Annotated in this window: 24 protein-coding genes; 8 read left to right on the top strand and 16 right to left on the bottom strand. The window is 59.5% G+C overall.

Annotated elements, in window-relative coordinates; genetic code table 11:
* Positions 1–116: 116 nt before the first annotated feature.
* From BS627_RS20340 to BS627_RS24650, 4 genes are all read right to left on the bottom strand, one after another.
* Positions 117–902 (bottom strand): L,D-transpeptidase, encoded by a 786-nt coding sequence (locus tag BS627_RS20340; RefSeq protein WP_077984994.1) that lies wholly within the window; start codon positions 900–902, stop codon positions 117–119.
* A gap of 19 nt (positions 903–921) precedes the next feature.
* Positions 922–1,977: a L,D-transpeptidase family protein gene (locus tag BS627_RS20345; RefSeq protein WP_165691335.1), complete on the bottom strand. Its 1,056-nt coding sequence runs from the start codon at positions 1,975–1,977 to the stop codon at positions 922–924.
* Between the two features lie 176 nt (positions 1,978–2,153).
* Entirely contained in the window at positions 2,154–2,939 is a 786-nt protein-coding gene (locus BS627_RS20350; RefSeq protein WP_077984995.1) for an SDR family oxidoreductase, read from the bottom strand.
* A complete protein-coding gene (locus BS627_RS24650) occupies positions 2,936–3,319 on the bottom strand; it encodes a hypothetical protein (protein WP_165691336.1) in 384 nt (127 codons plus the stop codon). Before BS627_RS24650 ends, BS627_RS20350 begins: the two co-directional genes overlap by 4 nt.
* A 97-nt stretch (positions 3,320–3,416) precedes the next feature.
* Here BS627_RS24650 and BS627_RS20360 point away from each other — a divergent pair, with 97 nt between their 5' ends.
* Positions 3,417–3,989 carry a DNA-3-methyladenine glycosylase gene (locus BS627_RS20360; RefSeq protein ID WP_077984996.1) on the top strand — a complete coding sequence of 191 codons (573 nt, stop codon included), beginning with the start codon at positions 3,417–3,419 and terminating at the stop codon, positions 3,987–3,989.
* Positions 3,990–4,389: 400 nt separating this feature from the next.
* Here the strand turns inward: BS627_RS20360 and BS627_RS20370 are convergent, their stop codons facing one another.
* Together BS627_RS20370 and BS627_RS20375 are read right to left on the bottom strand one after the other, a co-directional pair.
* Positions 4,390–4,587 carry a hypothetical protein gene (locus tag BS627_RS20370; protein WP_077984997.1) on the bottom strand — a complete coding sequence of 66 codons (198 nt, stop codon included), beginning with the start codon at positions 4,585–4,587 and terminating at the stop codon, positions 4,390–4,392.
* Positions 4,588–4,761: 174 nt separating this feature from the next.
* Entirely contained in the window at positions 4,762–5,775 is a 1,014-nt protein-coding gene (locus tag BS627_RS20375) for a substrate-binding domain-containing protein (RefSeq protein WP_077984998.1), read from the bottom strand.
* 268 nt (positions 5,776–6,043) lie between these two features.
* Between BS627_RS20375 and BS627_RS20380 the strand changes: the two genes are divergently transcribed.
* The 6 genes from BS627_RS20380 (at position 6,044) to BS627_RS20405 (ending at position 12,115) form a co-directional block, all read left to right on the top strand.
* Positions 6,044–7,309 (top strand): ABC transporter substrate-binding protein, encoded by a 1,266-nt coding sequence (locus tag BS627_RS20380; protein ID WP_077984999.1) that lies wholly within the window; start codon positions 6,044–6,046, stop codon positions 7,307–7,309.
* Positions 7,310–7,373: 64 nt separating this feature from the next.
* Positions 7,374–8,348 carry a carbohydrate ABC transporter permease gene (locus BS627_RS20385; RefSeq protein ID WP_077985000.1) on the top strand — a complete coding sequence of 325 codons (975 nt, stop codon included), beginning with the start codon at positions 7,374–7,376 and terminating at the stop codon, positions 8,346–8,348.
* Positions 8,345–9,178, top strand: coding sequence for a carbohydrate ABC transporter permease (locus BS627_RS20390; protein ID WP_003510927.1), 834 nt, complete (start codon positions 8,345–8,347; stop codon positions 9,176–9,178). The genes BS627_RS20385 and BS627_RS20390 overlap by 4 nt, the downstream gene beginning before the upstream one ends.
* Before the next feature lie 10 nt (positions 9,179–9,188).
* Positions 9,189–10,217, top strand: a complete 1,029-nt coding sequence (locus BS627_RS20395; protein ID WP_077985001.1) for an ABC transporter ATP-binding protein — start codon at positions 9,189–9,191, stop codon at positions 10,215–10,217.
* Positions 10,218–10,274: 57 nt separating this feature from the next.
* Positions 10,275–11,060 (top strand): ThuA domain-containing protein, encoded by a 786-nt coding sequence (locus BS627_RS20400; protein ID WP_077985002.1) that lies wholly within the window; start codon positions 10,275–10,277, stop codon positions 11,058–11,060.
* Positions 11,061–11,065: 5 nt separating this feature from the next.
* Positions 11,066–12,115, top strand: coding sequence for a Gfo/Idh/MocA family protein (locus BS627_RS20405; RefSeq protein WP_077985003.1), 1,050 nt, complete (start codon positions 11,066–11,068; stop codon positions 12,113–12,115).
* A gap of 148 nt (positions 12,116–12,263) precedes the next feature.
* On the opposite strand, the gene queE is transcribed toward BS627_RS20405, so the two are convergent.
* The 10 genes from queE to BS627_RS20455 form a co-directional block, all read right to left on the bottom strand.
* Complete coding sequence (queE, locus tag BS627_RS20410; protein WP_077985004.1) at positions 12,264–13,019, bottom strand: 7-carboxy-7-deazaguanine synthase QueE; 756 nt, start codon at positions 13,017–13,019, stop codon at positions 12,264–12,266.
* The gene (gene queD, locus BS627_RS20415) at positions 13,016–13,372 is read right to left on the bottom strand and encodes a 6-carboxytetrahydropterin synthase QueD (protein WP_077985005.1); all 357 of its coding nucleotides are present in this window, start codon (positions 13,370–13,372) and stop codon (positions 13,016–13,018) included. Before queD ends, queE begins: the two co-directional genes overlap by 4 nt.
* Positions 13,372–14,082 carry a 7-cyano-7-deazaguanine synthase QueC gene (gene queC / locus BS627_RS20420; RefSeq protein ID WP_077985006.1) on the bottom strand — a complete coding sequence of 237 codons (711 nt, stop codon included), beginning with the start codon at positions 14,080–14,082 and terminating at the stop codon, positions 13,372–13,374. Before queC ends, queD begins: the two co-directional genes overlap by 1 nt.
* A 143-nt stretch (positions 14,083–14,225) precedes the next feature.
* On the bottom strand, positions 14,226–15,359 hold the full coding sequence (locus tag BS627_RS20425) for a Gfo/Idh/MocA family protein (RefSeq protein ID WP_077985007.1): 1,134 nt from the start codon (positions 15,357–15,359) through the stop codon (positions 14,226–14,228).
* A 24-nt stretch (positions 15,360–15,383) separates the two neighbouring features.
* On the bottom strand, positions 15,384–16,148 hold the full coding sequence (locus tag BS627_RS20430; protein ID WP_077985296.1) for a sugar phosphate isomerase/epimerase family protein: 765 nt from the start codon (positions 16,146–16,148) through the stop codon (positions 15,384–15,386).
* 56 nt (positions 16,149–16,204) lie between these two features.
* On the bottom strand, positions 16,205–17,293 hold the full coding sequence (locus BS627_RS20435; protein ID WP_077985297.1) for an ABC transporter ATP-binding protein: 1,089 nt from the start codon (positions 17,291–17,293) through the stop codon (positions 16,205–16,207).
* Between the two features lie 5 nt (positions 17,294–17,298).
* Entirely contained in the window at positions 17,299–18,240 is a 942-nt protein-coding gene (locus tag BS627_RS20440) for a carbohydrate ABC transporter permease (protein WP_077985008.1), read from the bottom strand.
* Positions 18,233–19,135, bottom strand: a complete 903-nt coding sequence (locus tag BS627_RS20445) for a carbohydrate ABC transporter permease (RefSeq protein ID WP_077985009.1) — start codon at positions 19,133–19,135, stop codon at positions 18,233–18,235. Before BS627_RS20445 ends, BS627_RS20440 begins: the two co-directional genes overlap by 8 nt.
* A gap of 142 nt (positions 19,136–19,277) precedes the next feature.
* Complete coding sequence (locus BS627_RS20450) at positions 19,278–20,510, bottom strand: ABC transporter substrate-binding protein (protein WP_077985010.1); 1,233 nt, start codon at positions 20,508–20,510, stop codon at positions 19,278–19,280.
* A gap of 303 nt (positions 20,511–20,813) precedes the next feature.
* A complete protein-coding gene (locus BS627_RS20455) occupies positions 20,814–22,244 on the bottom strand; it encodes a mannose-1-phosphate guanylyltransferase/mannose-6-phosphate isomerase (RefSeq protein ID WP_077985011.1) in 1,431 nt (476 codons plus the stop codon).
* 474 nt (positions 22,245–22,718) lie between these two features.
* Here BS627_RS20455 and BS627_RS20460 point away from each other — a divergent pair, with 474 nt between their 5' ends.
* A complete protein-coding gene (locus BS627_RS20460) occupies positions 22,719–25,007 on the top strand; it encodes an NADP-dependent malic enzyme (RefSeq protein ID WP_077985012.1) in 2,289 nt (762 codons plus the stop codon).
* Positions 25,008–25,193: the final 186 nt, after the last annotated feature.

A 25,193-nucleotide genomic window follows, 5' to 3' on the forward strand; every position in this document is an offset into this window, starting at 1 on the left:
CTGTTCAGGAGCAGGTTTCTTCAACATGTCCCAATGAATCATAAACCCCCAGCTCACGCCAGGGGTTTGTCAGCAGTCTGGGCCGCGCTTCGAAGCGCGGCCCTTTTTGTGCCTTGTCAATAGGTCTGTGTCGGTTGCGACAGGCCGTCGCCGATCACGCCGTTACCATATTGCGCCACGGGCACACCGTCCTGGCTAATCGGCACGCCCTGTTGTGCGGGGCCGAGCGCCGTCACCACGATCGGTGTCCCGTCGGGTACGCGGTTATAAAGATCGATGATATCCTGGTTCAGCAGGCGAACGCAGCCTGAGGATACCGACTTGCCGATGGTCCACCATTCCGGCGAACCGTGCAGGCGGTAGATCGTGTCTTTGCCATCCTTGAAGATATAGAGCGCACGCGCGCCGAGAGGGTTCTTGAGGCCCGGCTCCATGCCGCCGTTGCGGCTGCTATAGGGTTCCAGCTCCGGCTGGCGCGCTATCATCTCATCGGGTGGCGTCCAGCGCGGCCATTGCCGCTTGTACTGAATGACGCCGCGGCCGGACCATTCAAAGCCCGCGCGGCCAAGACCGACGCCGTAACGCATGGCCTGATTGTTCTCATAGGTGAGATAGAGGAAATGATTGGCCGTATCGACCACGATGACGCCGGGGCGCTCACCCGTCGGGTTTGCCACCATTTGCCGCAGGAACTGACGCGGAATCCGCTTATAGGGAATCTCGGGCAGCGGGAACTGTTCGTCCGGCTTGGGGCCATACATCATAGCGTACATCGGGTCGTCAGCGGGCGGCGCAGGCCTCACGGCCTCACGCGTCGTCGTGTTGCAGCCCGCAAGGCCGGCAAGCGCCACACCACCTGCTCCAAGCAGGAAACCCCGCCGGGTCGTCATCGTCTTATTCAATTGAAAAACCTCATTTACGTCATCTCACGCCGGCAAAGGGATCTGCCAGCGCCGCCTCGGGGCGGCTTATAGGATACTTCGTGCCGGAAACCCGCGACGCCATGGCCTTGGCGCCGCTGGATTTCAAAATGGCTCGGAAGCTTGGATGCATGCCGCCGTCTACATACGCGCTGAGCGGGGCGGAAGTTCCGTCGCTCATGGCAGCGGCAAGCTTTTGTTGCTCTTCGGCCAGTTTCGACGCCACCAGCGGATCCTGCTGGTTGATCGCCGGAGGGCAGGCCGCCAACGGATCGGCAGGTTCGCCTTCCGCGAATTCACTGTTGAAAACATAACGGCGGCCGCAGACGGAAACCTTGGGCTGCCTGCGCGTTACCTCGAAATAATCGTAGCCTTCCTTCAGCGTCTTCCAGAACGGCATGTTGGGGTCGTCCCGATGCGCCGCCATGTTCCTTGCGGTCATACGGAAGGGATAGGCCTGCACCTGAAAGCGGTCCTGTCCGCCCTGGAGCGCACGCGCGACGATGGCATAAATCTCACCAACCTGGGCATCCGTCATGGCGTAGCAGCCGGAAGACGAGCAGGCGCCATGCACCATCAGCGCCTCACCGGTGTAACCGAGCGCCGATTCCAGCCGGTTAGGATAACCGAGATTGAAGGAGACATAATATTGTGAGTTCGGGTTCAACATGCCGGCCGAAACATGATAAAAACCTTCCGGCGCCTGCCGGTCGCCCGACTTCATCTTGGGGCCGAGTTTTCCGGACCAGCGGCACATGGGATAAGCCTTGAGCAGAGCGTAATTTCCGGTCTTGTCGATCTTCCAGACCTCAAGCTCGCTTTCCTGCTTGAAAATGCGAACGAGGACAGGACTTTCCGGGCGCATGCTCTTGGCCGACATCTGCGCCATCATCTTGGACGACAGTTTCGGCGGGTCTTTCTTGACGCTATCGAGCCCCATGGAAGTGCACGCGGCAAGGCCGCCGCCGATCGCAACGATCGCAGCCATTCTTGCCCCTGCCCTTACCTTTTGCCGCAACCCCGCAACCGCGAAATCCAGCATTGCCTGCATGCCCATGTATCGTTCTGCCCGCCTGATTTGCCCGCCTTTCCGGCAGACGCTTAACTATCGAAGGTGGCCACAACACGGCAACCTCGCCCATGGACAAAGTCTCGTGAACAGACGTTACCCATTCGTTAATCATAAAGACACAAGCCTGTGATGCCGCTGGCGTTGAGCTTAAAGGCTGCAGATTATCGGAGCAGCCCTTGGCCGCCATCGATCCAAACCGGCGTGCCGGTAATGTGGCGGGACGCATCCGACGCCAGGAAACCGATCAACGCGGCGACGTCGTCGCTCGTTCCGGCCACGCCGCCGGTTACCGGAATATCCCCAGCCGGGAAACGAACTGGAACCTCCGTTTTTTCCCGCCCGCGTATATCGGTATTTTCATCAATTGCCGTTTCGATTTCGCCCGGACACACCGCATTGACGCGAATACGCTGGCGCCCCAGCTCAAGCGCCAGTTGCTGCGCCATGGCGAGTTGCCCGGCCTTCGTCACGGAGTAGGCCGTAGCACCGGGCGATGTGAAGGTTCGGGTGCCATTGATCGACGAAATGATAACGATGGATCCGCCGCCGGCCGCTTTCAGATGCGGCACGCTGGCATGGACGGTCAGATAGGTGCCGCGCAGGTTGATGCGGATCGTATCGTCCCATTCGGACGGTTTCAGCTCATCGATGGGCGCCCAGACACCATTGACGCCGGCATTGGCCACCACGACATCAAGCCGGCCGAAATCCTCAACCAGCGCTGCGACCGCGTGACGCATGGCCGCCTCATCCGCCACATCGGCCATGAGCACTTTCGAAGAACCGGATTCGGCTCCTATTTCACGCGCGACATTGTTCAATTCCGATTCGGTGCGGCCCAACAGACCGACCGAGAAGCCCTGCGCCGACAGATGAAGGGCGGCGGCGCGCCCGATGCCGGAGCCAGCGCCGGTCACCAGTGCAACTTTGCGAACAACCAATGTCACTGCCCTCCTTTTCGCGAAGCAATGGAGGTGACCGTTGCCGAGACGGGATCACTCGCCGGGAAACTGTCTTCCAGTCCCTCTTCCAACTCCTCCTCCAGAATGTCGCGATCCTTCGATGTGCGAGCGCTCGCCTGTCCGTGCGGAGCTTCATCCTGCGCCGTACCTAGAGCGGAAAATTGCGAAGGCGCATCCGCGCCATGGCGCGTTCCGAAGGCGGTCAGTTGCACCATCACAGCGCTCGCCCGCTTGATGGCCTCGGCATCGTCGATCCCTTCAAGACCGTCGGCGAGGCGGACCGAGACCTGATCGCCGTCGCTGCCGACGAACTCGATGGAGATAACCCCGTTATTGCGTTTTACATAGGTCGTGGAAAGTTGCATGACATGCCCTCCGGCTGGGGAAGCACCGATACGAATCCGATGCTGGAAAACGGTTAAATCCTGAATTCACAACGATGGCAGAGCGGAAGGGTTCCAGATGAATCAGGCCTTTGGCCCGGAAATGCAGGAGCCTTTCTTCCTGCGCGATGCGGTGGATGTCGCCCGCGCCCTCATCGGCGCGGAGTTCCGCATTGGCGATACCGGCGGCATCATCGTGGAGACAGAGGCCTATCATCCGGACGACCCGGCATCCCACAGCTTCAACGGGCAGACGCCGCGCAACAGCGCGATGTTCGGCCCGGCCGGCCGTCTTTATGTCTACCGCTCCTATGGTATTCACTGGTGCGCCAACTTTGTCTGCGCCCCCGGTTCCGCCGTACTTCTGCGCGCCATCGAACCCATGACCGGCATAGACATAATGAAACTGCGAAGGGGAACTGACAAGCCGAAACTTCTCTGTTCTGGTCCGGGTAGACTCTGTCAGGCGCTGGCTATTACTGGGGAGATGGACGGCGCGCCGTTGGACGCAGCGCCTTTTTTCCTGCAGTTGCCGAAAGAAGCCACCGCCGTTACCAGCGGCAGACGAATCGGCATCAGCCGCGCGACGGAATATCCGTGGCGCTTCGGGCTAAAAGGCTCGGCTTTCGTCAGCAAGAAATTCGAGAATTGAAAGGTGTGAAAGGCGAGAGCACCCTCGGCGGCTCGTCATTTTCGTCGGGGTTGGGAATCGGCGCCTCGTCCGGCAACCGGTCAGGTTCCGGTTCTTCTACCGGCGGTATATCCGGCTGCGGCGGCATAGGCATAGGCGGTTCGGGATAGGGTTCGACGGGAACGGCTGGCATGGCGGCCTCCTGATAACCAAGCTTTGCCACCGTGGACACAAGCAGCAGTTTTATAGCATGGGACAGCGCCTTCGCGCTTAAACAAGTCAGGCGGCGCAACACCCAATTCGCCCATCGGTCAAATGCCGGTCAGGTCCCTTCGGTCGGGTTGCGCCGCCTCGCGGGTCGTATAGGGAAAACGCGGAGACGGCCCGTCCGTTCCGTTTTAATGAGGTTTTTTGCGCCGGCTCAGGCGAAACCCAGCGCGCTGCGGGAAACGTCGCGATTTTCACAATAGTCGCGGGAATGGGCCTCGTGACCATGTTCGCGAGCGGTCGAGCGGGTCAATTCCCGGCTTGGAACATTGAGCAACGCATCGGCATAGGTGCCGGTCGCCTCGACGTCATCGATCACAGTCTGCTGTTGCAGCTTTAGAAATTCAAACATCCGTCCACCTCCTTCGACACGTCCCCTCAACGCGCCGGCCCGGGTCCTGTTCCATAACGCCCGTGACTGTTCCGATTATACATGAGACGACGCGGACGTATAGATGACGAAAGGCGAACGTCATCAAACGACGTTCGCAAAATGGAGTGGAATCAGTGAGCTATGGCACCAGGCTCAGGCCGGACTGACCGACTCCCGCAAGATCAGTTCGACCGGCCACAATTCCTGAACCTCGCTGACGGGGCGACCGCCGATGATCTGCAAAAGCAGGTCCGTCACCCGCATCCCCGCCATGCGCATGGGCGAGCGAGTGGTAGAAAGCGGCGGCATCATGCTTTCCGGCGTGAGGTAAGGAAAAACGTCGTCATGGGCGATGACGGAGACATCCTTGCCGATCGTCAGCCCCATCTGCGTGGCCGCTCGATAGACACCCTGTGCCGTCATCATCGCGCCTGCCACGAAGGCCGTCGGGCGCGGCGTCTGCTCCAGAAGCGAGCGGGCGAAACGGAAGGCCGCCTCCTCGCTGAAATGCTCACTCATCATGAACCGCGGATCGGGCGTAATGCCGTGGGTCGCCAGCGCCTTCCGAAAACCCTGCTCGCGGTCCTGCACGAAAGTGCGGCCAACCGGACCATTGATAAGGGCGATACGCCTGTGTCCGCGCTCCAGAAAATGGATTGTCGGACGATAGGTCACATCGTGATTGTCGATATCGAGCCAGGCATGTTCGAAAGGCGTTTTTGAGCGGCCGTGCACGATGAAGGGCACACCCAGCCGGTTGAGCAGCGCAATGCGCTCATCCTCCGGGCGCGGCGAATGCACGATGATGCCATCCACCCGGCCGCTCGCCGCAAGCCGGCTGAAAATCGCCAGTTCCTCGTCAATATTATTGTCGACCGTGACACTGACGAGGATGTCGGTCTCCTCATTTTCCAGCCGTGTCGCCATGCCGCCCATGAATTCCGAAAAGAAATGCCCGCCGCCTGAACGACCCATGACAACGCCGATGGCGCCGGCCCTGCCCGTTGCAAGCCTCACGGCGTTGGCATTCGGCCGGTAGCCATATTTCAGCGCAGCCTCCATCACCCGCTGGCGCGTTTCCTCGCGCACCTCGGGGTAGCCGCCCAGCGCCCGGCTGACGGTGGTGGGCGAAAGCCCGACTTTCTCTGCGAATTCCTTGAGCTTCATAATTTTTTGCCAATTTGCCCCTGCATGCGTTGCCGCCGCGGATTTTTCAAGCCGACAAAAATTGAAAACGATTTCAATTTTCCTTCACCTGAAACCTTACAGTTGATCATTCCCAAAGGCAAACGCCGAAAATTACAGACTAAATCAGCCGATTTCCGGGAAAATAGAAAGAGTATTGACAGATCGCTCGGCTTTTGAGAGCCTCGCATCAGTCAAAAGCGCTTTCAATTTTGAGGATAATCGGAAGCGTCAACGGAGGAGTTTGACAATGAATATTTCCCTGAAGACTTTGTTCCTGTGCGGAACCGTATTTTGCGGCGCCGTTTCGGCTCAGGCGGCCGAACTTTCGATCGCCGCCAACTCGACCGGCAAAAACATCGCATTTTTCAAGGAGCGGATAGCCGCCTTCGAAAAAGAAACCGGTCACAAGGTCAATCTCGTCACCATGCCGTCATCGTCCAGCGAACAGTTCAGCCAGTACCGGCTGTGGCTTGCCGCCGGCAACAAGGATGTCGACGTCTACCAGACGGACGTGATCTGGGCGCCGCAGCTGGCCGACCAGTTCGTGGATCTGACCGCAGCGACTAAAGATGTCATCGGCGATCATTTCCCCTCCATCGTCGCTTCGCAGACGGTAGACGGCAAGCTCGTCGCCATGCCGATGTTCACCGACGCGCCAGCGCTTTTCTATCGCAAGGACCTTCTGGAAAAATACGGCAAACAACCGCCGAAAACCTGGAAGGAACTGAGCGAGACCGCCAAGGAAATCCAGGACAAGGAGCGCGAGGCTGGCCAGAAGGACCTCTGGGGCTTCGTTTTCCAGGGCAGCGCCTATGAAGGCCTGACCTGCAACGCGCTGGAATGGATCGCCTCTGCCGGTGGCGGCCATATCGTCGAGACCAACGGCGATATCTCCGTGAACAATGAAAAAGCCGCGGCCGCCATCGAAACCGCCAAGGGCTGGGTCGGCACCATCGCGCCGCAGGGCGTGCTTGCTTACAAGGAAGAAGAAGCGCGCGGCGTCTGGCAGACCGGCAATTCCGTCTTCATGCGCAACTGGCCCTATGCCTATGCACTGGGCAATGGCGACGACAGCGCCATCAAGGGCAAGTTTGGCGTCACCCCGCTGCCCGCCGGTGCGGAAGGCGAGGCCCCTGCCTCGACACTCGGCGGCTGGAACCTCGCCGTTTCGAAATATTCCGACGATCAGGAAGCGGCCATTCAGCTGGTGAAATTCCTGGCGTCGAAAGATACCCAGAAGATGCGCGCGATCCAGCTCTCCAACATGCCGACGATCGCATCCCTTTACGATGACAAGGATGTCGCCGACGCGCAGCCCTTCATGCCGACATGGAAACCAATCTTCCAGACCGCCGTTCCGCGTCCCTCCGCCGCGGCGAAGGTGAAATATAACGAAGTTTCCGCCAAGTTCTGGGGCGCCGTGCACAACACGCTCTCCGGCAACGGCACGGCGGCTGAGAATCTCGAACTTCTCGAGGTTGAACTGACCGATCTCAAAGGCAACGGCTGGTAATCCGGCCCGCGCGGGCGGCGGTCTCGCCTGATCGCCTTCCGCGCCCCAACCGCGAGATATCCCCATGAACGACATCGCCCTTCAAAAACCGGTCGCGGCATCCGGCGCCAGCTCCGACCTGCAATCGGAACGCCTGAAATCCGCCTGGCTGTTCCTTGCCCCCACATTTCTGGTGCTGGCGCTGGTGGCCGGCTGGCCGCTGGTGCGCACCGTGTGGTTCAGCCTCACCGACGCTTCGCTGACCAATCTGGAGGGTGCGCAATTCGTCGGCCTCAAGAACTATCTTACCTGGATCACGCTCAGCAGCGGCCGCACCATCTATCGCGGCCTTCTTGCCGATCCCGCATGGTGGGGCGCGGTTCTCAACACACTCAAATTCACCATCCTCTCTGTCAGCTTCGAAACCGTGCTAGGCCTCGTCGTCGCTCTGGTTCTGAACGCGGAGTTCAAAGGACGCGGCTTTGTGCGCGCCGCCATCCTCGTGCCATGGGCCATTCCGACCATCGTCTCGGCGCAGATGTGGGCGTGGATGCTGAACGACCAATTCGGTATCCTGAACGACCTGTTCCTCAATCTTGGGCTGATCTCCCAGAAGATCGCGTGGACAGCCAATCCGGATACCGCAATGGTCGCCGTGCTGATCGTCGATATCTGGAAGACGACGCCGTTCATGGCGCTGCTCATCCTCGCCGGCTTGCAGATGGTGCCGAAGGACATGTATGAGGCGGCCAAAGTGGACGGCATCCACCCCGTCAAAGTGTTCTTCCGCGTCACGCTGCCGATGATCAGGCCCGCGCTCATGGTCGCTGTCATCTTCCGCATGCTGGATGCGATGCGCGTCTTCGACCTTATCTACATCCTGACGCCGAATAATGCCCAGACCCGCACCATGTCGGTGCTGGCGCGCGAGAACCTGTTCGATTTCGACAAGTTCGCTTACGGTGCTGCAGCCTCCACCATGCTGTTCCTCATCATCGCCTCGATCACCGTCATCTATATGTGGCTGGGGCGCGTCAACACCGATGGAGCCGCGCGATGACCCTGCCAAGCATCCTGAAAACCACCGCGTTTTATGCGCTGGTCGCCGTCATCATGGTGATTTCGGTATTCCCGTTTTACTACGCGATCCTGACGAGCCTGAAATCCGGCTCGGCGCTGTTTCAGGTCAACTACTGGCCGCGTGAATTCTCGTTGACCAATTACAACTTCGTCATCGGCAACGGCACGTTCCTACGCAATCTCGGCAATTCGCTGTTCGTTGCGTCTTCAGTCGTCGTACTGTCGCTGTTCCTTGCGGTAACGGCGTCCTATGCGCTTGCACGTGTCCGTTTCCGGGGCCGCTCGCTGCTTCTGCTCACCATCCTCTCGGTTTCGATGTTCCCGCAGATCGCCGTTCTTGCCGGCCTGTTCGAACTGATCCGCTGGGCTGGCATCTTCAACACGCCGCTCGCGCTGATCTTTTCCTACATGATCTTCACCCTGCCCTTCACGGTATGGGTGCTGACAACCTTCATGCGTGACCTGCCGATCGAAATCGAGGAAGCGGCAATCGTCGATGGCGCAACCCCATGGGTCATCATCACCCAGGTGTTCATGCCCTTGATGTGGCCAGCGCTCGTCACGACAGGGCTTCTCGCCTTCATCGCGGCGTGGAACGAGTTCCTCTTCGCGCTCACCTTCACCTCATCGAACGAGCAGCGCACGGTGCCTGTCGCCATCGCGCTCCTGTCGGGCGGCTCGCAGTTCGAAATCCCCTGGGGAACGATCATGGCGGCCTCCGTCATCGTCACAGCACCCCTCGTCGTCCTCGTTCTGATCTTCCAGCGACGCATCATCTCCGGCCTCACCGCCGGCGGCGTCAAAGGCTAGGAGAAACATCATGACCACCATTCAACTGCGCGATCTTCGCAAATCCTTCGGCGCCTTCGATGTCATCAAGGGCATCGACATGGATATCCGCTCCGGCGAATTCATGGTCTTTGTCGGCCCTTCCGGCTGCGGCAAGTCCACGCTTCTGCGCCTCATCTGTGGGCTGGAAGAGATTTCGAGCGGCACCCTGTCCTTCGACGGCGAGGCGGTGAACCGCCTGCCGCCCGCCAAACGCGGCGTCGCCATGGTCTTCCAGTCCTATGCGCTTTATCCGCATATGACCGTGTTCGAGAACATGGCCTTCGGCATGAAATTGTCAGGTGCGAACAAGGAACAGCGCAGGAAACGCGTGGAAGCGGCAGCCGAGATGCTGCAGCTCACACCCTATCTGGAACGTCTGCCGAAGCAGCTTTCCGGCGGCCAGCGCCAGCGTGTTGCGATCGGCCGCGCCATCGTGCGAGATCCGAAGGTGTTCCTGTTCGACGAACCGCTCTCCAACCTCGATGCGGCGCTGCGCGTCGCCACCCGTCTGGAAATCGCCAAGCTGCATCGCGAAATGCATGACACGACAATGATCTACGTTACCCACGATCAGGTGGAGGCTATGACGCTCGCCGACCGAATCTGCGTGTTGCGTGACGGCCGCGTCGAGCAGATCGGCACGCCGCTGGAGCTTTATGAAAGCCCTGTCAACACCTTCGTCGCAGGCTTCATCGGCTCGCCGAAGATGAACTTCCTCACCGGCAAATATGCCGAAGCCGAAGGCGCAAAAACCATCGGCATCCGCCCCGAACACATCGCCATCGCCCCCAACGGCGACGGCTGGAGCGGCGAGATCGTGCATTCGGAAATGCTGGGATCGGACAGCTATATCTATGTCGAGATTGGCGCGGATGAACCCGTCGTCGTTCGTGAAGAGGGCGTGACCGGCCGCACGGCGGGCGAACGCATCGCCGTTGTGCCGGATGAGGCTCAAATCCACCGTTTCGACGCCGAGGGCCGGGCGCTTACCCGCAACCCTGCCAGGGGTGCCGCCTGAACATTCAACTTTCGCCGGGCTCACCCAAAGTCCCGGCTTTCACCGAGGAGCATGACAATGACCATCAACACCGTTGTATGGGGCGAAAATATCCACGAACACATCAACGAGACGGTGCGTTCGATCTATCCAAACGGCATGCACAACACCATCGCCGACGCGCTGAACCAGAACCCTGAGATCAATGCCACGACAGCTACGCTGCAGGAGCCGGAACACGGGCTTTCGCAGGAGCGCCTCGACAAGACCGACGTTCTCGTCTGGTGGGGCCACAAGGACCATGGCGCGGTTCAGGATGAAATCGTCGAGCGTGTCGCCAAGCGCGTCTGGGAAGGCATGGGCCTGATCGTCCTGCATTCCGGCCACTTCTCCAAGCCGTTCAAGCGTTTGATGGGCACGCCATGCGCGCTGAAATGGCGTGAGGCAGGCGAACGCGAGCGTCTGTGGACAATCAATCCGCGCCACCCGATTGCCGCCGGCCTGCCGGAACATTTCGAGCTCGAAAACGAGGAAATGTATGGCGAACAGTTCTCCGTGCCGGAGCCGCTGGAAACCGTCTTCATCTCCTGGTTCCAGGGCGGCGAAGTCTTCAGATCCGGACTCACCTGGCGTCGCGGCGCCGGCAACATCTTCTATTTCCGCCCCGGGCACGAAACCTATCCGACCTATCACGATGCCAATGTCCAGAAGGTCATCAGCAATTCGGTGAAATGGGCCTATAATCCGATTGGCGCACTGAAGAGCATTCACGACGCCCCTAATGTCCCCATCGACAAGGCGCTGGAGCCCATCGAAGAACGCGGTCCCAAGCTGCACAAGGCAGGCGAAGCAGGTTACAGGTAAACACCATGAGACTTCTCATTCTCGGAACCGGCGGCATGGCCAACAATCATGCGACCTATTTCTCACAAATTCCCGGCGTCGAACTGGTCGCGGCGGTGGATGTGGATGACGTGGTGGTGCGCGGCTTTGCGCTCCGCCACAACATCCCGCTTTCCTTCACCTCGTTGGACGACGCCATCGCCTGGGGTGAATTCGATGCGGCAGCCAATGTCACGCCGGACGCAATCCACCACCCGACCAGCCTGAAGCTGCTTGCGGCCGGCAAGCATGTCTTCTGCGAAAAGCCGCTGGCGGAAAACTACGCCAAGGCCGCCGAAATGGCCGATGCCGCCGAGAAGGCTGGCCTCGTCGCCATGGTCAACCTCACCTATCGCAACGTCGCACCCTTGCAGGCGGCGCGTGAAATGGTGTTGGCCGGCGAAATCGGCAAGGTGCGGCATCTGGAAGCCTCCTATCTCCAGAGCTGGCTCGTTTCCAAGGCCTGGGGCGACTGGATGACGGAGAGCAAGTGGCTGTGGCGGCTTTCCACCAAGCACGGCTCGAACGGCGTGCTCGGCGATGTCGGCATCCACATTCTCGACTTCGCCTCCTATGGCGCGGGCAGCGATGTGGAGCGCATCTTCACGCGGCTGAAGACCTTCGACAAATATGAAGGCAACAAGATCGGCGCCTACGATCTCGACGCCAATGACAGCTTCACCATGACCGCCGAGTTGGAAAACGGCGCCATGGGCGTCATTCACGCCAGCCGCTGGGCAACGGGCCATCTCAACGAACTGCGCCTGCGCATCCACGGCGACAAGGGCGCTCTAGAAGTCATCCACACGCCCGATTACTCCAGCCTGCGCGCCTGCGTCGGTGACGATGTGGAAAAGGCGATCTGGAAGACGATCGATGTCGACCCGGTGCCGACGAATTACGAAAAATTCGCCAAGGCGGTGATGGAAGGTGGCGTCGCCGACCCGGACTTCCGCCACGCCGCCAATCTGCAGAAGGTGCTCGATCTGTCGATCATTGCGGATCGGGAAAGGCGCGAGCTGACCGTTTCGGCTTGATGTGAAAGAACAACATGCGGCAAAACGTTGCTGCATGCTTCTTCTCCCCGCCGGGGAGAAGAAGCAAGTGGCACCCGCTCGCTCAATCCGCTATTCGCTTTCTCAAAGACGTGGACTACGACGTGGAATTTTAATCCTTCCGCGCAACCTATACCCCCCGCTTATTCCCCCACAACAGCACATGCAGCTGCGGCAGCACGCGGGCGGAAAACCAGCGATCCACGCTGACCTTGTCCACCAGCCACAACATCCGGTCCATCACCCCATCGATATCGACACGCGCATCATCGTCATCCGGCGGTGGCGGGGTGTGGTTGCCGGGCTGGAGATAGACAGGCAGATGCGGGAAACGTGCGGATGCCGCCTTGGCATAGGCATAGTCCGCATCGTCGAACACCACGATCTTCAGCGCCACCTGCGGTCCGTCGCCGGCGGCGGCAAGACAGCTTTCGAAGGCTTGCCAGTCGGTTTCCATTTCGCTCGATGGCGGCTTGGGGCTCAGCACCAGATGGTCGAGATCGGCAAACCAGTCTTTGGCGATACTGCCCTGCGTTTCCAGCGCAAAGCGATACCCCTCGCCCTGCCCCTTCGATATCAAAGATCCGAGCGGCTGGATGGCCGGATTGCCGCCAGACAGCGAGACCGTCAGCGGCACGCCGCCGGACAGCCGCCGCACCTCCTGCCAGATTGCGTCGATCGACATGGGTTTCCACGTTTCGCGATAATCGCTATCGACCGCGTGCAGCGTGTCGCACCAGGAACAGCGATAATCGCAGCCGCCGGTGCGCACGAAGACGGTCGGCAGACCGATCAGCAGACCTTCGCCCTGAATGGTGGGCCCGAAGATTTCGCTGATGCGGATCGTTGCGTCCTTCGCTGCAATCTTGTGTGCAGCCATCGTCATGGCCGGTATTCCGCCCAGGTCTTGGCGGTTTCGCTGACGCGCACGGCGCTGGTTTCCGGCAGACGCTCTTTGCACCAGTCATAAAAATGCTTCGCCAGGCATTCCGCCGTCACCCGGTCATGGCCGAGAACGTCATTCAGGTGGCGATGGTCGAACTTGTCGTCGATGTAGTGCTTCAGCGGCGCAAGCTCATGATAATCGCGCACGAAACCGTGCTCGTTCAGCGCTTCGCCTGCCAGCTCGATCTCGACAATGTAATTATGCCCATGCAGGCGATTGCACTGGTGATCCGACGGCAGGCTTTTCAACTGATGAGAGGCGGAAAAGTGAAACTCCTTGGTGATGCGGAACATCAACGCACCTCCTGCGCCGCAAAGGCGTGCGTGGCCGCCACCCAGAAGTCCGGGTCCTCATAGTCTGTCGGATCGGTGACGCCTGCCAGATGAAAGGCCTCGCGCCGTTCCACGCAGGTGCCACAGCGGCCGCAGTGGCGCAAGCCACCCTTGTAACAGGACCATGTTTCACCGAAGGGCGTTCCATATTTTGCACCATCGGTCACGATGGCCGCCTTGGAAACGGTGACGTAGGGCGCGAAGAGTTTCACATCGGCATAGCCTTCAAGCGCGTGCGCCTGCATGGCGTTGAAGCTGTCGATGAAGCCCGGCCGACAGTCGGGGTAGATGAAATGATCGCCGCCGTGCACCGCAATCGCCACCGCATCCGCCTGCTGCGCGGCAGCCAGCCCAAAAGCAATGGTGAGCATGATGGCATTGCGGTTCGGCACCACGGTGGAGCGCATGGTCTCCTCCGCATAGTGGCCATCAGGCACCTCCACATCGTCGGTCAGTGCGGAACCGGTGAGATGCGCGCCGATGGTTCTGATATCGATAATATGATGCGGCACGCCGAGCCGTCTGGCGCAATCGGCGGCAAAATCCAGTTCCTTCCTGTGGCGCTGGCCATAATCGAAGGAGACGAGAGCGAGAAGCTCATGTTCCGCGGCGATTTTATGCGCGAGCGAAACGGAGTCCAATCCGCCGGAGCAGATGACGATAGTTTTCATAATTTAGGATCCCTTGTTTTGACCGGGTGGGCTGCGACCGGATACGGCGCGGCTTTAAAGCAAAGCGAAGGGATTGTGAAGGGCTGCCGCGAAAACAGGAAAGCGGCGAAGTCGCCTTCGCCGCTTTCCGGATCATAAACGCATTAGCGCAGCAGCGCCTGCGCCTCCTCGATGCCGAGGGCTGCCGGCTGTGTGCAGGTCGTTGTCATCTCGATGAAGCGGCCTTCCTCACCGGACTTCAATATCGAGGTCATCACGTCGATACCGTGCAGGGAGCGATCCAGCGAGCAACGTGCATCACGGCCCTCCAGAATGGCAATCGCCATATCGGCAAGGCCGGCCGTGCGGTAATTGGCGCGCGGGCCGTGGGGACTTTCCTGGTTGGAAATGCCGAAAGGATGCGCCCAGTCTTCCAGCGGCTGGATATTCTTGTCTCGGCCGCTGGCTTCGACAACCCCGCCGAAGAAATTGGGGTCCGGCACATAGATCGAGCCTTCCGTGCCGTAGAGTTCCATATTGGCGTGGCGGTGTGACCAGACATCCCAGCTGGCGGAAAGTGTGATCGTCGCACCGTTCACAAATTCCAGCAGCGCGTGGATATTGGTCGGCGTTTCGACAGGAATGACCTCGCCGTTCAGCGGCTGGCTGGTCACCGTACGGGTCGGATTGGCCATGCTTGTCAACGCGCCGACGCGCTTTATCGGGCCGATGAGGTTGATGAGATTGGCAACGTAATAGGGACCGAGATCGAGGATCGGCCCGCCGCCCTTCAGGAAGAAGAAGCCCGGATTGGGGTGCCACATCTCCATGCCGGGGCTCATAACGTGGCAGGTTCCGGACGTGATGCGGCCGACCTTGCCGTCATCGATATATTGCCGCGCAAGCTGATGCGCACCGCCGAGGAAAGTATCCGGGGCGCAGCCGACGGAGAGATTTTTCTCGCGGGCAATGCGCCGCAGCTCCTCACCCTCTTCCAGCGAAAGCACCAGCGGCTTTTCCGAATAGACGTGTTTTCCCGCCTCAAGGGCTGCTTTCGACACCGGGAAATGTGCAGCGGGGATGGTGAGGTTCACCACCACATCGATTTCGGGATTGGCGAGCAGTTCCTCGATGGACTGCGCGACAACACCGAATTCTTCCGCCCTCAGCTCCGCCGCATTGCGGTTGAGATCAGCGCAGGCCAGCACCTTGATGCCCTTGAAGAGCGGTGCCAGCGAAAAATAAGCAGACGAGATATTGCCGCATCCGATGATGCCGACGCCAAGATCTCTGGCCATGATTTAGACTCCGAAAATTGAAACTTAGTAGGTTTTGAAGGACGCGATCGAGCGGGTGATCAGCCGGTCGATATCCTTCGGATTGTCGTGCTCGACCACGAAATGTTTCGTGGCGGATTTCGCCTTCAGCGCCGCGACGAGGCCTTTCCAGTCCACCGTGCCATGGCCGACATCGGCCCAGCCGTCCTCATCCGCATTCTCGCCAGCCGGCGCGATATCCTTGACATGCACGGCGGAGATGCGCTTGCCGTAGCTTTCGATCCAGGCGAGCGGATCGGCATTGCCTCTGATAATCCAGGCTATATCCGCCTCCCATTTCAGGTCCGGGCCGCCGGCAAAAATCTGCTCCTGCGGGGTGGAGCCGTCGGCGAGCTGCTTGAATTCAAAGTCATGGTTATGCCAGCCGAAAGTCAGACCGGCATCCACGAAGGGCTTTCCGGCCTCCTGCAGACGCTTGCCGAAGGCAAACCAGCCAGCGGCGTCTGTCGGGCGCTGATCAGGCATCAGATAAGGGCAATAGATTGCCTCTACACCCAGAACCGTGGCAATATTGAGCGCCTTTTTCGGGTCACCCTCGAGAAGATCGAGGCCGAAATGACCGGTCGGCATCGAAAGGCCGTTGGCTTCGAGTTCGGAGCGCAGGCCTTTTAGGCCTGGTTCATCCAGCGAAGCATACATCGCGCCATAACCCTCGACATGTTTATAACCCGCAGCCGAAAGCTTTTTCAGAATATCGGAAAAAGGCTGGAAATTGCGGGCGCTGTAAAGCTGAAAACCGAGTTCTGTCATTGTCTCCTCCATAGAGATCTGGGTCTTGGGATTGTGTGGGGGAAATCGGAGGCGCTCTAGAGCCGCTCCTCGCTTTGCGCGTCAAACAGTGAGGCCATCGTCATGTCGAGGCCGAGGCGCACCTTCGTGCCCGGAGAGAACCGCCTGTGGCCGCCGACGCGGACCGACATGGTGTGCCCGGCATGTTTCAGCCAGATCAGATTGTCGGCCCCCATCGGCTCCTCGATATCGACGATTGCCTCATGCACTTCGCCACCGACGATATCGGCATCGACCCGCACATGTTCCGGGCGCACCCCGAGAACGACGGCGCGGCCGCCGGCCAGCGGCGTTTCCGCATGATAACCGTCCAGCGCGAAGGTGACGCCGTTGGTGGTGAAGACCACCTTGCCGTCCTTTTCGATCAACTCGCCGCGCAGAAAATTCATCGAGGGGGAACCGATGAAACCGGCGACGAAGAGGTTCCGCGGTTTGTTGTAGATGGTGACGGGGTCCGCCAACTGCTGGATGACGCCGCTCTTCATGATGGCGATGCGATCCGCCAGCGTCAGCGCCTCGATCTGGTCGTGCGTCACATAGATCATGGTGTTCTTCAGCGACTGGTGCAGCCGCTTGATTTCGACACGCAGTTCCGAGCGCAGCTTGGCGTCGAGGTTCGAGAGCGGCTCGTCGAACAGGAACACATCCACATCGCGCACCAGCGCCCGACCGATCGCCACGCGCTGGCGCTGGCCGCCGGAAAGCTCGGCCGGCTTGCGCTTCAGCAAAGGCTCGATCTGCAAAATGCCCGCCGCCCTTTTGACGCGGCGGTCGATCTCCTCCTTCGGCACCTTGGCGACCTGAAGGCCGAAGGACAGGTTCTTTTCCACCGTCATCTGCGGATAAAGCGCGTAGGACTGGAACACCATGCCAATGCCGCGATCCTTCGGCTCTTCCCAGGTGACGTTGCGGTCCTTGATGTATATCTGTCCGTCGGTCGGTTCCAGAAGCCCGGCAATGCAGTTGAGAAGGGTCGACTTGCCGCAGCCGGACGAGCCGAGCAGCACGAGGAATTCGCCGTCATAAATATCGAGATTGAGATCTTTCAGCACGGCAACGGCGCCGAAGGACAGTGAAAGATCGCGGATGGAAACGCTTTTGTTCATATAGCTCAACCTTTTACTGCGCCGGCGGCAATGCCGCGGACGAAAAGCCTGCCGGAGACGAAATAAACGATCAGCGGCACGGCCCCGGTCAGAAGCGTGGCGGCCATGTTGACGTTGTATTCCTTCACGCCCTGCACGGAGTTGACGATGTTATTGAGCTGCACCGTCATCGGGTAATATTCCGGCCGGGTGAAGACGACACCGAACAGGAAGTCGTTCCAGATGCCGGTCACCTGCAGGATCATCGCCACGACGAAGATCGGCAGCGACATGGGCAGCATGATGCGGAAATAGATTTGCCAGAAGTTCGCGCCGTCAATGCGCGCTGCCTTGAACAATTCTTCCGGCAGCGAAGCGAAATAGTTGCGAAACAGCAACGTCAGGATCGGCATGCCGAAGATGGTGTGCACGATGACGAGGCCGGTCAGCGTGCCATAGACACCCATTTCCCGTAGCACGATGACGATCGGATAGATCATTACCTGATAGGGGATGAAGGCGCCGATGATAAGGATCGAGAAGAACAGCTCCGATCCCTTGAACTTCCAATTCGCCATAGCGTAGCCGCTGACGGAAGCGACGATGATGGAAATGACCACCGATGGTACGAGAATGCGCACGGAGTTCCAGAACCCACGCGAAAGCCCGTCGCAGTTAAGCCCGGTGCAGGCATTCGCCCAGGCTTTCACCCAGGGTTCGAAAGTGATTTCCACCGGCGGCGCGAAGATGTTGCCGAGCCGGATTTCCGGCATGCCTTTCAGCGAGGTCACGACCATCACGTATAGCGGCAGCAGGTAATAGGCGGCAGCCACAAACAGCGTGCCGTAAAGAATGATGTTGCGGCGTGAAAAGGTCTTCCTCGGTTTCCTGCCGCGAGGGCCGGAAAGGTCCGGGGCAACCGCATCGCTGGCGGTGACAACCGTGTTCAATGTGCTGATATTAGCCACGCTTCTTGCCTCCGAATTCGAGGTAGGCCCATGGAATGACGATGATCGCGACCGTCAGGAGCATCATTGTGGAGGCGGCAAAGCCCTGCCCCAGATTCTGCGCCTGAAACATGTAGTCATAGACATATTTCGCCGGCACTTCGGACGCGATGCCCGGCCCGCCGCTCGTCTGCGCCACGACAAGATCGTAAACCTTGACGATGCCGCTGGCGATGATGACCAGCGTGGTGATGAAGACCGGCCGCATCATGGGAATGATGATGAGAATATAAGTCTTCCACATCGGAATGCCGTCGACGCGCGCCGCCTTCCAGATATCCTCGTCAATGCCGCGAAGACCGGCGAGCATCAGGCACATGACGAGCCCCGTGCCCTGCCAGAGCGCGGCAATCAGAATGCCGTAGATGACGATCTGGGAATTATAGAGCGGATCGAAAGTAAAGCTTTCCCAGCCCATCGAGCGGACCACGGACTGGATGCCGAATTCCGGGTTCAGCAGCCATTGCCAGACGAGGCCGGTGACGATGAAGGACAGGGCGAAGGGATAAAGGAAGATCGTGCGGAAGGTGTTTTCAAAGCGGATCTTCTGATCCATCAGCGCCGCCAGCACAAAGCCGATAACGAGGCTGAAAATCAGCGACAGAATACCGTAGATCGCCAGGTTCTGGATGGAGACGATCCAGCGTGGTGCTGCCCACAAACGCTCATATTGATCGAAGCCGATAAAGCTTGCCCGCGGCAGAAGCTTGGAATTGGTGAAGGAATAAACCACTGTCCAGATCGTGCCGCCGAGGAAAATCACCATCGCGGTCAGGATCATCGGAATGGAGGCAATCTTGGAATTGAGATTGCGGAAAAGCTGGTTGGGGCGCCCTGAGCGCGCTTGACCTGCCATGCTACCTCCTCCTGTAACGTTACAGTTAGCGGTCAGGCAAAAGCCTCGCCGCATGAAACCCCTGCCCGTGCTGGTGATTTTGCACAGGCAGGACGCTGGAAGGGAAAGCGTCGAAGCGCTTTCCCACCCGGAGAGATCACAATCAGTCCGCCGAACCGATAATGTCTGCGAAGCGCTTCTGCCCGTCTTCCGCCGACATCGAGCCCGCAAAGAACTCCGCCATCAGGTCTTCCTTTTGTTTCTGCGTATCGGCAGAAATCAGCTGGTCGGTGCTGGTCAGCGCATTGCCCTTGGCCAGAATTGCCAGACCCTTTTTCATGCAGTCATTGGCTGCATTGAGGTCGACGTCACCGCGGATCGGCAGCGAGCCTTTCTTCAGGTTAAAGGCAACCTGCGTTTTCGGATCGACGATGGTTGCGGCAAGAACGTCCTGCGCCTTGGTTTTCGCCTCGTCCTTCAAAACAGGGAAATAAAAGGCGTCGCCACCCGTGGTGAGGTATTCACTAAGACCAAGTCCGGGAAGGCAGGAATAGTCCGTGCCGGCTTTCTGGTTGGCAAGCTGGAATTCACCCTGCGCCCAGTCCCCCATGATCTGGCCGCCGGCCTTGCCGGTGATAACCATGTTGGTGGCCTGGTTCCAGTCCTGAACATTGGTGCCCTTGGCCATGTCGCGCGCCTCGACGGCAGCCGCGAAAATCTTCGCCATCTCAGGCCCGGCTGCAGTCTCGGCATCCTTGTCGCCATAGACTTTCTGATAAATGTCCTTGCCGCCGAGCGAAAGCGTCAGCGTGTCGAACAGGCCGTTGGCCTGCCAGGCCTGCCCACCGAGCGCGAGCGGCTGGATACCGGCCTTTTTCAGCGCCGGTGCGGCGGCGACAAACTCCGTCCAGTTTTTCGGAACTTCGACGCCCGCCTTCTTGAAGGCTTCATTGGAAAGCCACAGCCATTGCCAGGAGTGGATGTTAACCGGCGCGCAATAAATCTTGCCGTCGATGGTGCAGCTGTCAAGCAGGCTCGCGGGCTTGATGACGTCTTTCCAGTTGCCCTTTGCAGCAACATCGGACAGGTCGCGCATCAGGCCTGCTTGAACAAGCTCTTCCGCCTGCCGGCCGTGGTTGAACTGGGTCGCACCCATCGGGTCACCGCCGGTGATGCGGCTGATCATGATCGGCCGGGCCGTGCCGCCCGAACCGGCAATCGCGCCGTCAACCCATTTGTTACCGGTGGCGTCGAAAGCCTTGGCCAATTCGGCGACCGCGGCGGCTTCGCCGCCCGATGTCCACCAATGGGTCACCTCAAGATCGGTGGCCCCGGCGATACCCGCCGGAATCATGACGCTGGCCAAAAAGGCCGCAGAAATAACACGCATTCGCATGAGTCTCCTCCCTCACTGAAACGTTACAGTTGGAACGTATGCGAAGATTTTTGATTAGGCAACCGCCTAAAATACGAATCTCGATGTGGCAATTTCGGACATGCCTTGCGACTGGAAACCTCGCAAATCGACGACCGGCGGCATGCCAGGTCCTGCCGGCCTGCCCCTTCCATTCCTACAATTTCTGCAAGGGACGCGGCTGCCGCATCCGTATTTGAATAAGGGGGCTCACCCTTTAAACATACAAACGAGCCGGAACGCCTTCCGCCTCGCCTCTGTCGTGCTGCCTCACAACACTATCCATTATTGCCTCTTATAGTCATCCTCGATGCGGATGACATCATCCTCGCCGATATAGGCTCCGGTCTGGATTTCGACCAGTTCGAGCGGAATCTGCCCCTCATTGGCAAGCCGATGTGACTCGCCGATCGGGATGTAAACCGACTGGTTCTCCGTCAGCAGCCGGGTTTCCTCGCCAATCGTCACCGTCGCCGTGCCCTTGACGACGATCCAGTGTTCCGAGCGGTGATAATGTTTCTGGAATGAGATGCGGTGGCCGGGATCGACCGTGATGTGGCCGACCCGGTAGCGCTCGTCCACATACATGTGTTCGATATAACCCCAAGGGCGATAGACCCGCTTGTGGGTCTGCGTCTGCGGTGCGTGTTCGCCATTCTTCAGCGTCTCCACCAGACCCTTCACATCCTGCACCCGGTTTTTCGGCACCACCAGAACCGCATCCTTGGTGGCCACGACAACCATGTCCCTGGCGCCCACCACCGTCGTCAGCAATTGCGTCGAATGGATGAGGCAGCCTTCGGAATCGATGAAGACGCCGTTGCCTTCCAGCGCATTGTCGTTGCCGCGCTTGTCGGCAATTTCCCAGATCGCATCCCAGCTGCCGATATCCGACCAGCGGAAATGGCCGTGCACCACCGCCATGCGTTTGGTCTTCTCGATCACCGCATAGTCGATGGAATTTTTCGGCGAAGCCTCGAAGCTTTCCTGATGAAGGCGCACGAAACCCAGGTCGCTTTCATATTGGTCGACCGCTTGCGTCACCGCCGCCAGAATCTCCGGGGCAAAGGCCTTCAGCTCGGCAATCATCACATCGGAACGGAACAGGAAATTGCCGGAATTCCAGAGATAACCTTTTTCCAGATAGGAGATCGCCGTCTTCATATCCGGTTTCTCCACAAAGGCATCCACGGTGCTGAGGTCTTCCTCGCCGTCGATCGCCTCGCCCGGCTTGATATAACCGTAGGAGGTGCGCGGTTCGGTCGGCACCAGGCCGAAGACGACGATATTGCCCTGATCGGCGGCTTTTGCGCCGAGTTTCACGGCGTCGGAGAACTTGTCGGCATCGAGCACCACATGATCGGCGGCAAGCGCCAGCACCAGGCATCCTGGCTCGCGGCGCTCGGCCAGCACGGCGGCGGCGGCCATGGCGGCGGCGCTGTCGCGGCGGGCGGGCTCCAGCACCACCGTCGCCGGCAAATCGATTTCTTCCGCCTGACGGCGGGCGAAGAAACGGAAATCCTCGTTGGTGATGACAAGCGGCTCGGCATAGAGGCTCTTGTCGCCCACCCGCTGCAACGTTTGCTGATAGGTCGAAAGATTGCCGACCAGCGGCTGGAACTGCTTGGGCAACTGATCGCGCGAGACGGGCCAAAGTCGGGAGCCCGCACCGCCAGCCAGAAGAACCGGCGTGATCTTTCGAGTATGTTCCTTCACGGCAAAACCTTTCCAATATCAAAAATTTTCCGGCGCGCCGGACAATTTACATATTTCCCAATGCCGCCATCATCGGTTTGCGAGCGGGCAAGCGCAAGCTCATAAATTCGCCTTGTGAAAGCTTGGTGAATGAGCAACAGGGCATTTGGAGGACATGTCGATTGCCCGGGGACCCGTTTCGCTAACGCGACATGGCTTGTGAGGTTCCACAGAACTCGCCACGGAAAAGCCCACGAGGATCGCGGCAATGCACCACCCACGGATCCGCATCTGCGGTCGGGCGGTGGCGCACGGGCCGGATAATCCAGCAACGGGTCAAGAACGACGACTTAATCGATTAAATCCGGCCGCAAATTTCATCACGCTTAAATTTGCTGCACTGAACAACATTCAAGACTTGGCAGACGCGCGAAAAATACAATAACAACGGCGGATATTTTTACAATGTTATCGACACGAAAGCACGTTCAGCCCATGTCCGACACGACGAAGCCCGCCAGCACAAGAACATCGGTTACGGATCAGGAAGCCCTGGATTTTCACGCTCAAGGCAGGCCGGGGAAACTGGAAATCACCCCGACCAAGCCGATGGCGACGCAGCGGGATCTGTCGCTTGCCTATTCGCCTGGCGTGGCCGTACCAGTGAAAGCCATCGCCGAAAATCCGGCGACCGCTTACGATTATACAACGCGCGGCAACATGGTTGCGGTCATCTCCAACGGCACCGCCATCCTGGGTCTCGGCAATCTCGGCGCTCTGGCCTCCAAGCCGGTCATGGAAGGCAAGTCGGTCCTTTTCAAGCGCTTCGCCGATGTCGATTCCATTGACCTCGAGGTCGATACCGAAGACGCCGATGAGTTCATCAATTGTGTGCGTTACCTCGGACCCTCCTTCGGCGGTATCAATCTGGAAGACATCAAGGCGCCGGAATGTTTCATCATCGAAAGCCGCCTGCGCGAGCTGATGGACATTCCCGTTTTCCATGACGACCAGCACGGCACCGCCATCATCGCCGCCGCCGGCCTCATCAACGCCATCGAGTTGACGGGCCGCGACTTCAAGACCACCAAGCTGGTCTGCAACGGCGCGGGCGCTGCGGCAATCGCCTGCATGGACCTCATCAAGGCCATGGGGTTCAACCCTGAAAACATCACGCTCTGCGATACCAAGGGCGTGATCTATCAGGGCCGTGCCGAAGGCATGAACCAGTGGAAATCCGCCCATGCGGTGAAAACCAACAACCGCACGCTGGCGGAAGCCATGAAGGGTGCGGATGTGGTGTTCGGCCTCTCCCAAAAGGGCGCTTTCAGCGAAGAGATGATCCGCTCCATGGCGCCGAAGCCGATCATCTTCGCCATGGCCAATCCGGACCCGGAAATTACGCCGGAAGAAGTGTCGCGCATCCGCGACGACGCCATCATGGCGACCGGGCGTTCGGACTACCCGAACCAGGTCAATAACGTCCTCGGCTTTCCCTATATCTTCCGTGGCGCGCTCGATGTTCGCGCCAGCCAGATCAACGATGCGATGAAGATCGCGGCGGCACAGGCGCTGGCCGATCTTGCCCGCGAGGATGTGCCTGACGATGTGGCCGCCGCCTATCAGGGCAACCGTCCGCGCTTCGGGTCGCAATACATCATTCCGGTTCCCTTCGATCCGCGCCTGATTTCGGCAATTCCTGTGGCCGTGGCGAAAGCGGCGATTGAAACCGGCGTCGCCCGCCGGGAGCTGCCCGATCTCGATGCCTATGCCCGCGAGCTTTCCGCCCGTCGCGACCCGATGGCTTCCACCACGCAGCGCCTTTACGAACGGGTGCGCCGCTCGCCCAAGCGGGTCGTGTTTGCGGAAGCCGAAGAAGAACAGGTCATGCGCGCGGCGATTTCCTTCACCGCGCAGGGCCTCGGCACCGCCATCCTGCTCGGCCGTGACGACATCATCCGGGCCAATGCGGAACGCGCCGGCATCGATCTCGACCGCGCCAATATCGAGATCACCAATGCGCGCCTTTCCAGCCGTGTCGATGCCTATGTCGATTACCTCTATGCGCGCCTGCAGCGCGGCGGTTTCCTGCTGCGCGACGTACAGCGCCTGATCCATAACGACCGCAACCATTTCGCCGCCTGCATGGTGGCGATGGGCGATGCGGACGCCGTGGTCACCGGCGTCACCCGCAATTACTCCACGGCGCTGGAAGATATTCGCCGTTGCATCAACACAAAGCCCGGCCATCGCGTCATCGGCGTTTCGCTGGTGGTCTCGCGCAACCGAACCGTCTTCGTTGCCGATACGGCCGTGCATGATATGCCGAATGCCGAGGACCTGGCGGATATCGCCGAAGAGGCCGCCCACCTTGCACGCCGTTTCGGTTACGAACCGCGCGTTGCCATGCTCGCCTATTCCACTTTCGGCCAGCCGGTCGGCGAACGCTCCGACAAAGTACGTGAGGCCGTGAAAATCCTCGACAAGCGAAACGTCAATTTCGAGGTCGATGGCGAAATGTCGGCCGATATAGCACTCAACCATCACCGCATGCAGAGCCAGTATCCCTTCGCGCGTCTTTCCGGCCCGGCCAATGTACTGGTCATGCCCGCCATCCATTCCGCCTCCATCTCCACCAAGATGCTGCAGGAACTGGGCGGCGCGACCGTCATCGGCCCGCTTCTCGTCGGCCTCGACAAGTCGGTGCAGATCACTTCGATGGGCGCGAAAGACAGCGACATCGTTAACATGGCGGCAATCGCGGCCTACAACGCCGGTCGTTAAGACGGGCTGGAGGTTGCAGCACGTTTCTTCGCACCGGGGAGGCGCGTTGCAATATCCATCGCCTGGCCCCTTTCTGGTCTGGAGATTTTGGAAGCGTATCGCTGGCCCGCCTCTGTCTGAGGCGGGCTTTTTCGTGGTCTTGAGGGTGGTTTGGGTGGATTTCAGGCCCGATGAGACGTTGTCGGC

The organism is Agrobacterium salinitolerans, from assembly GCF_002008225.1.
GTDB classification, from domain to species: Bacteria; Pseudomonadota; Alphaproteobacteria; order Rhizobiales; family Rhizobiaceae; genus Agrobacterium; species Agrobacterium salinitolerans.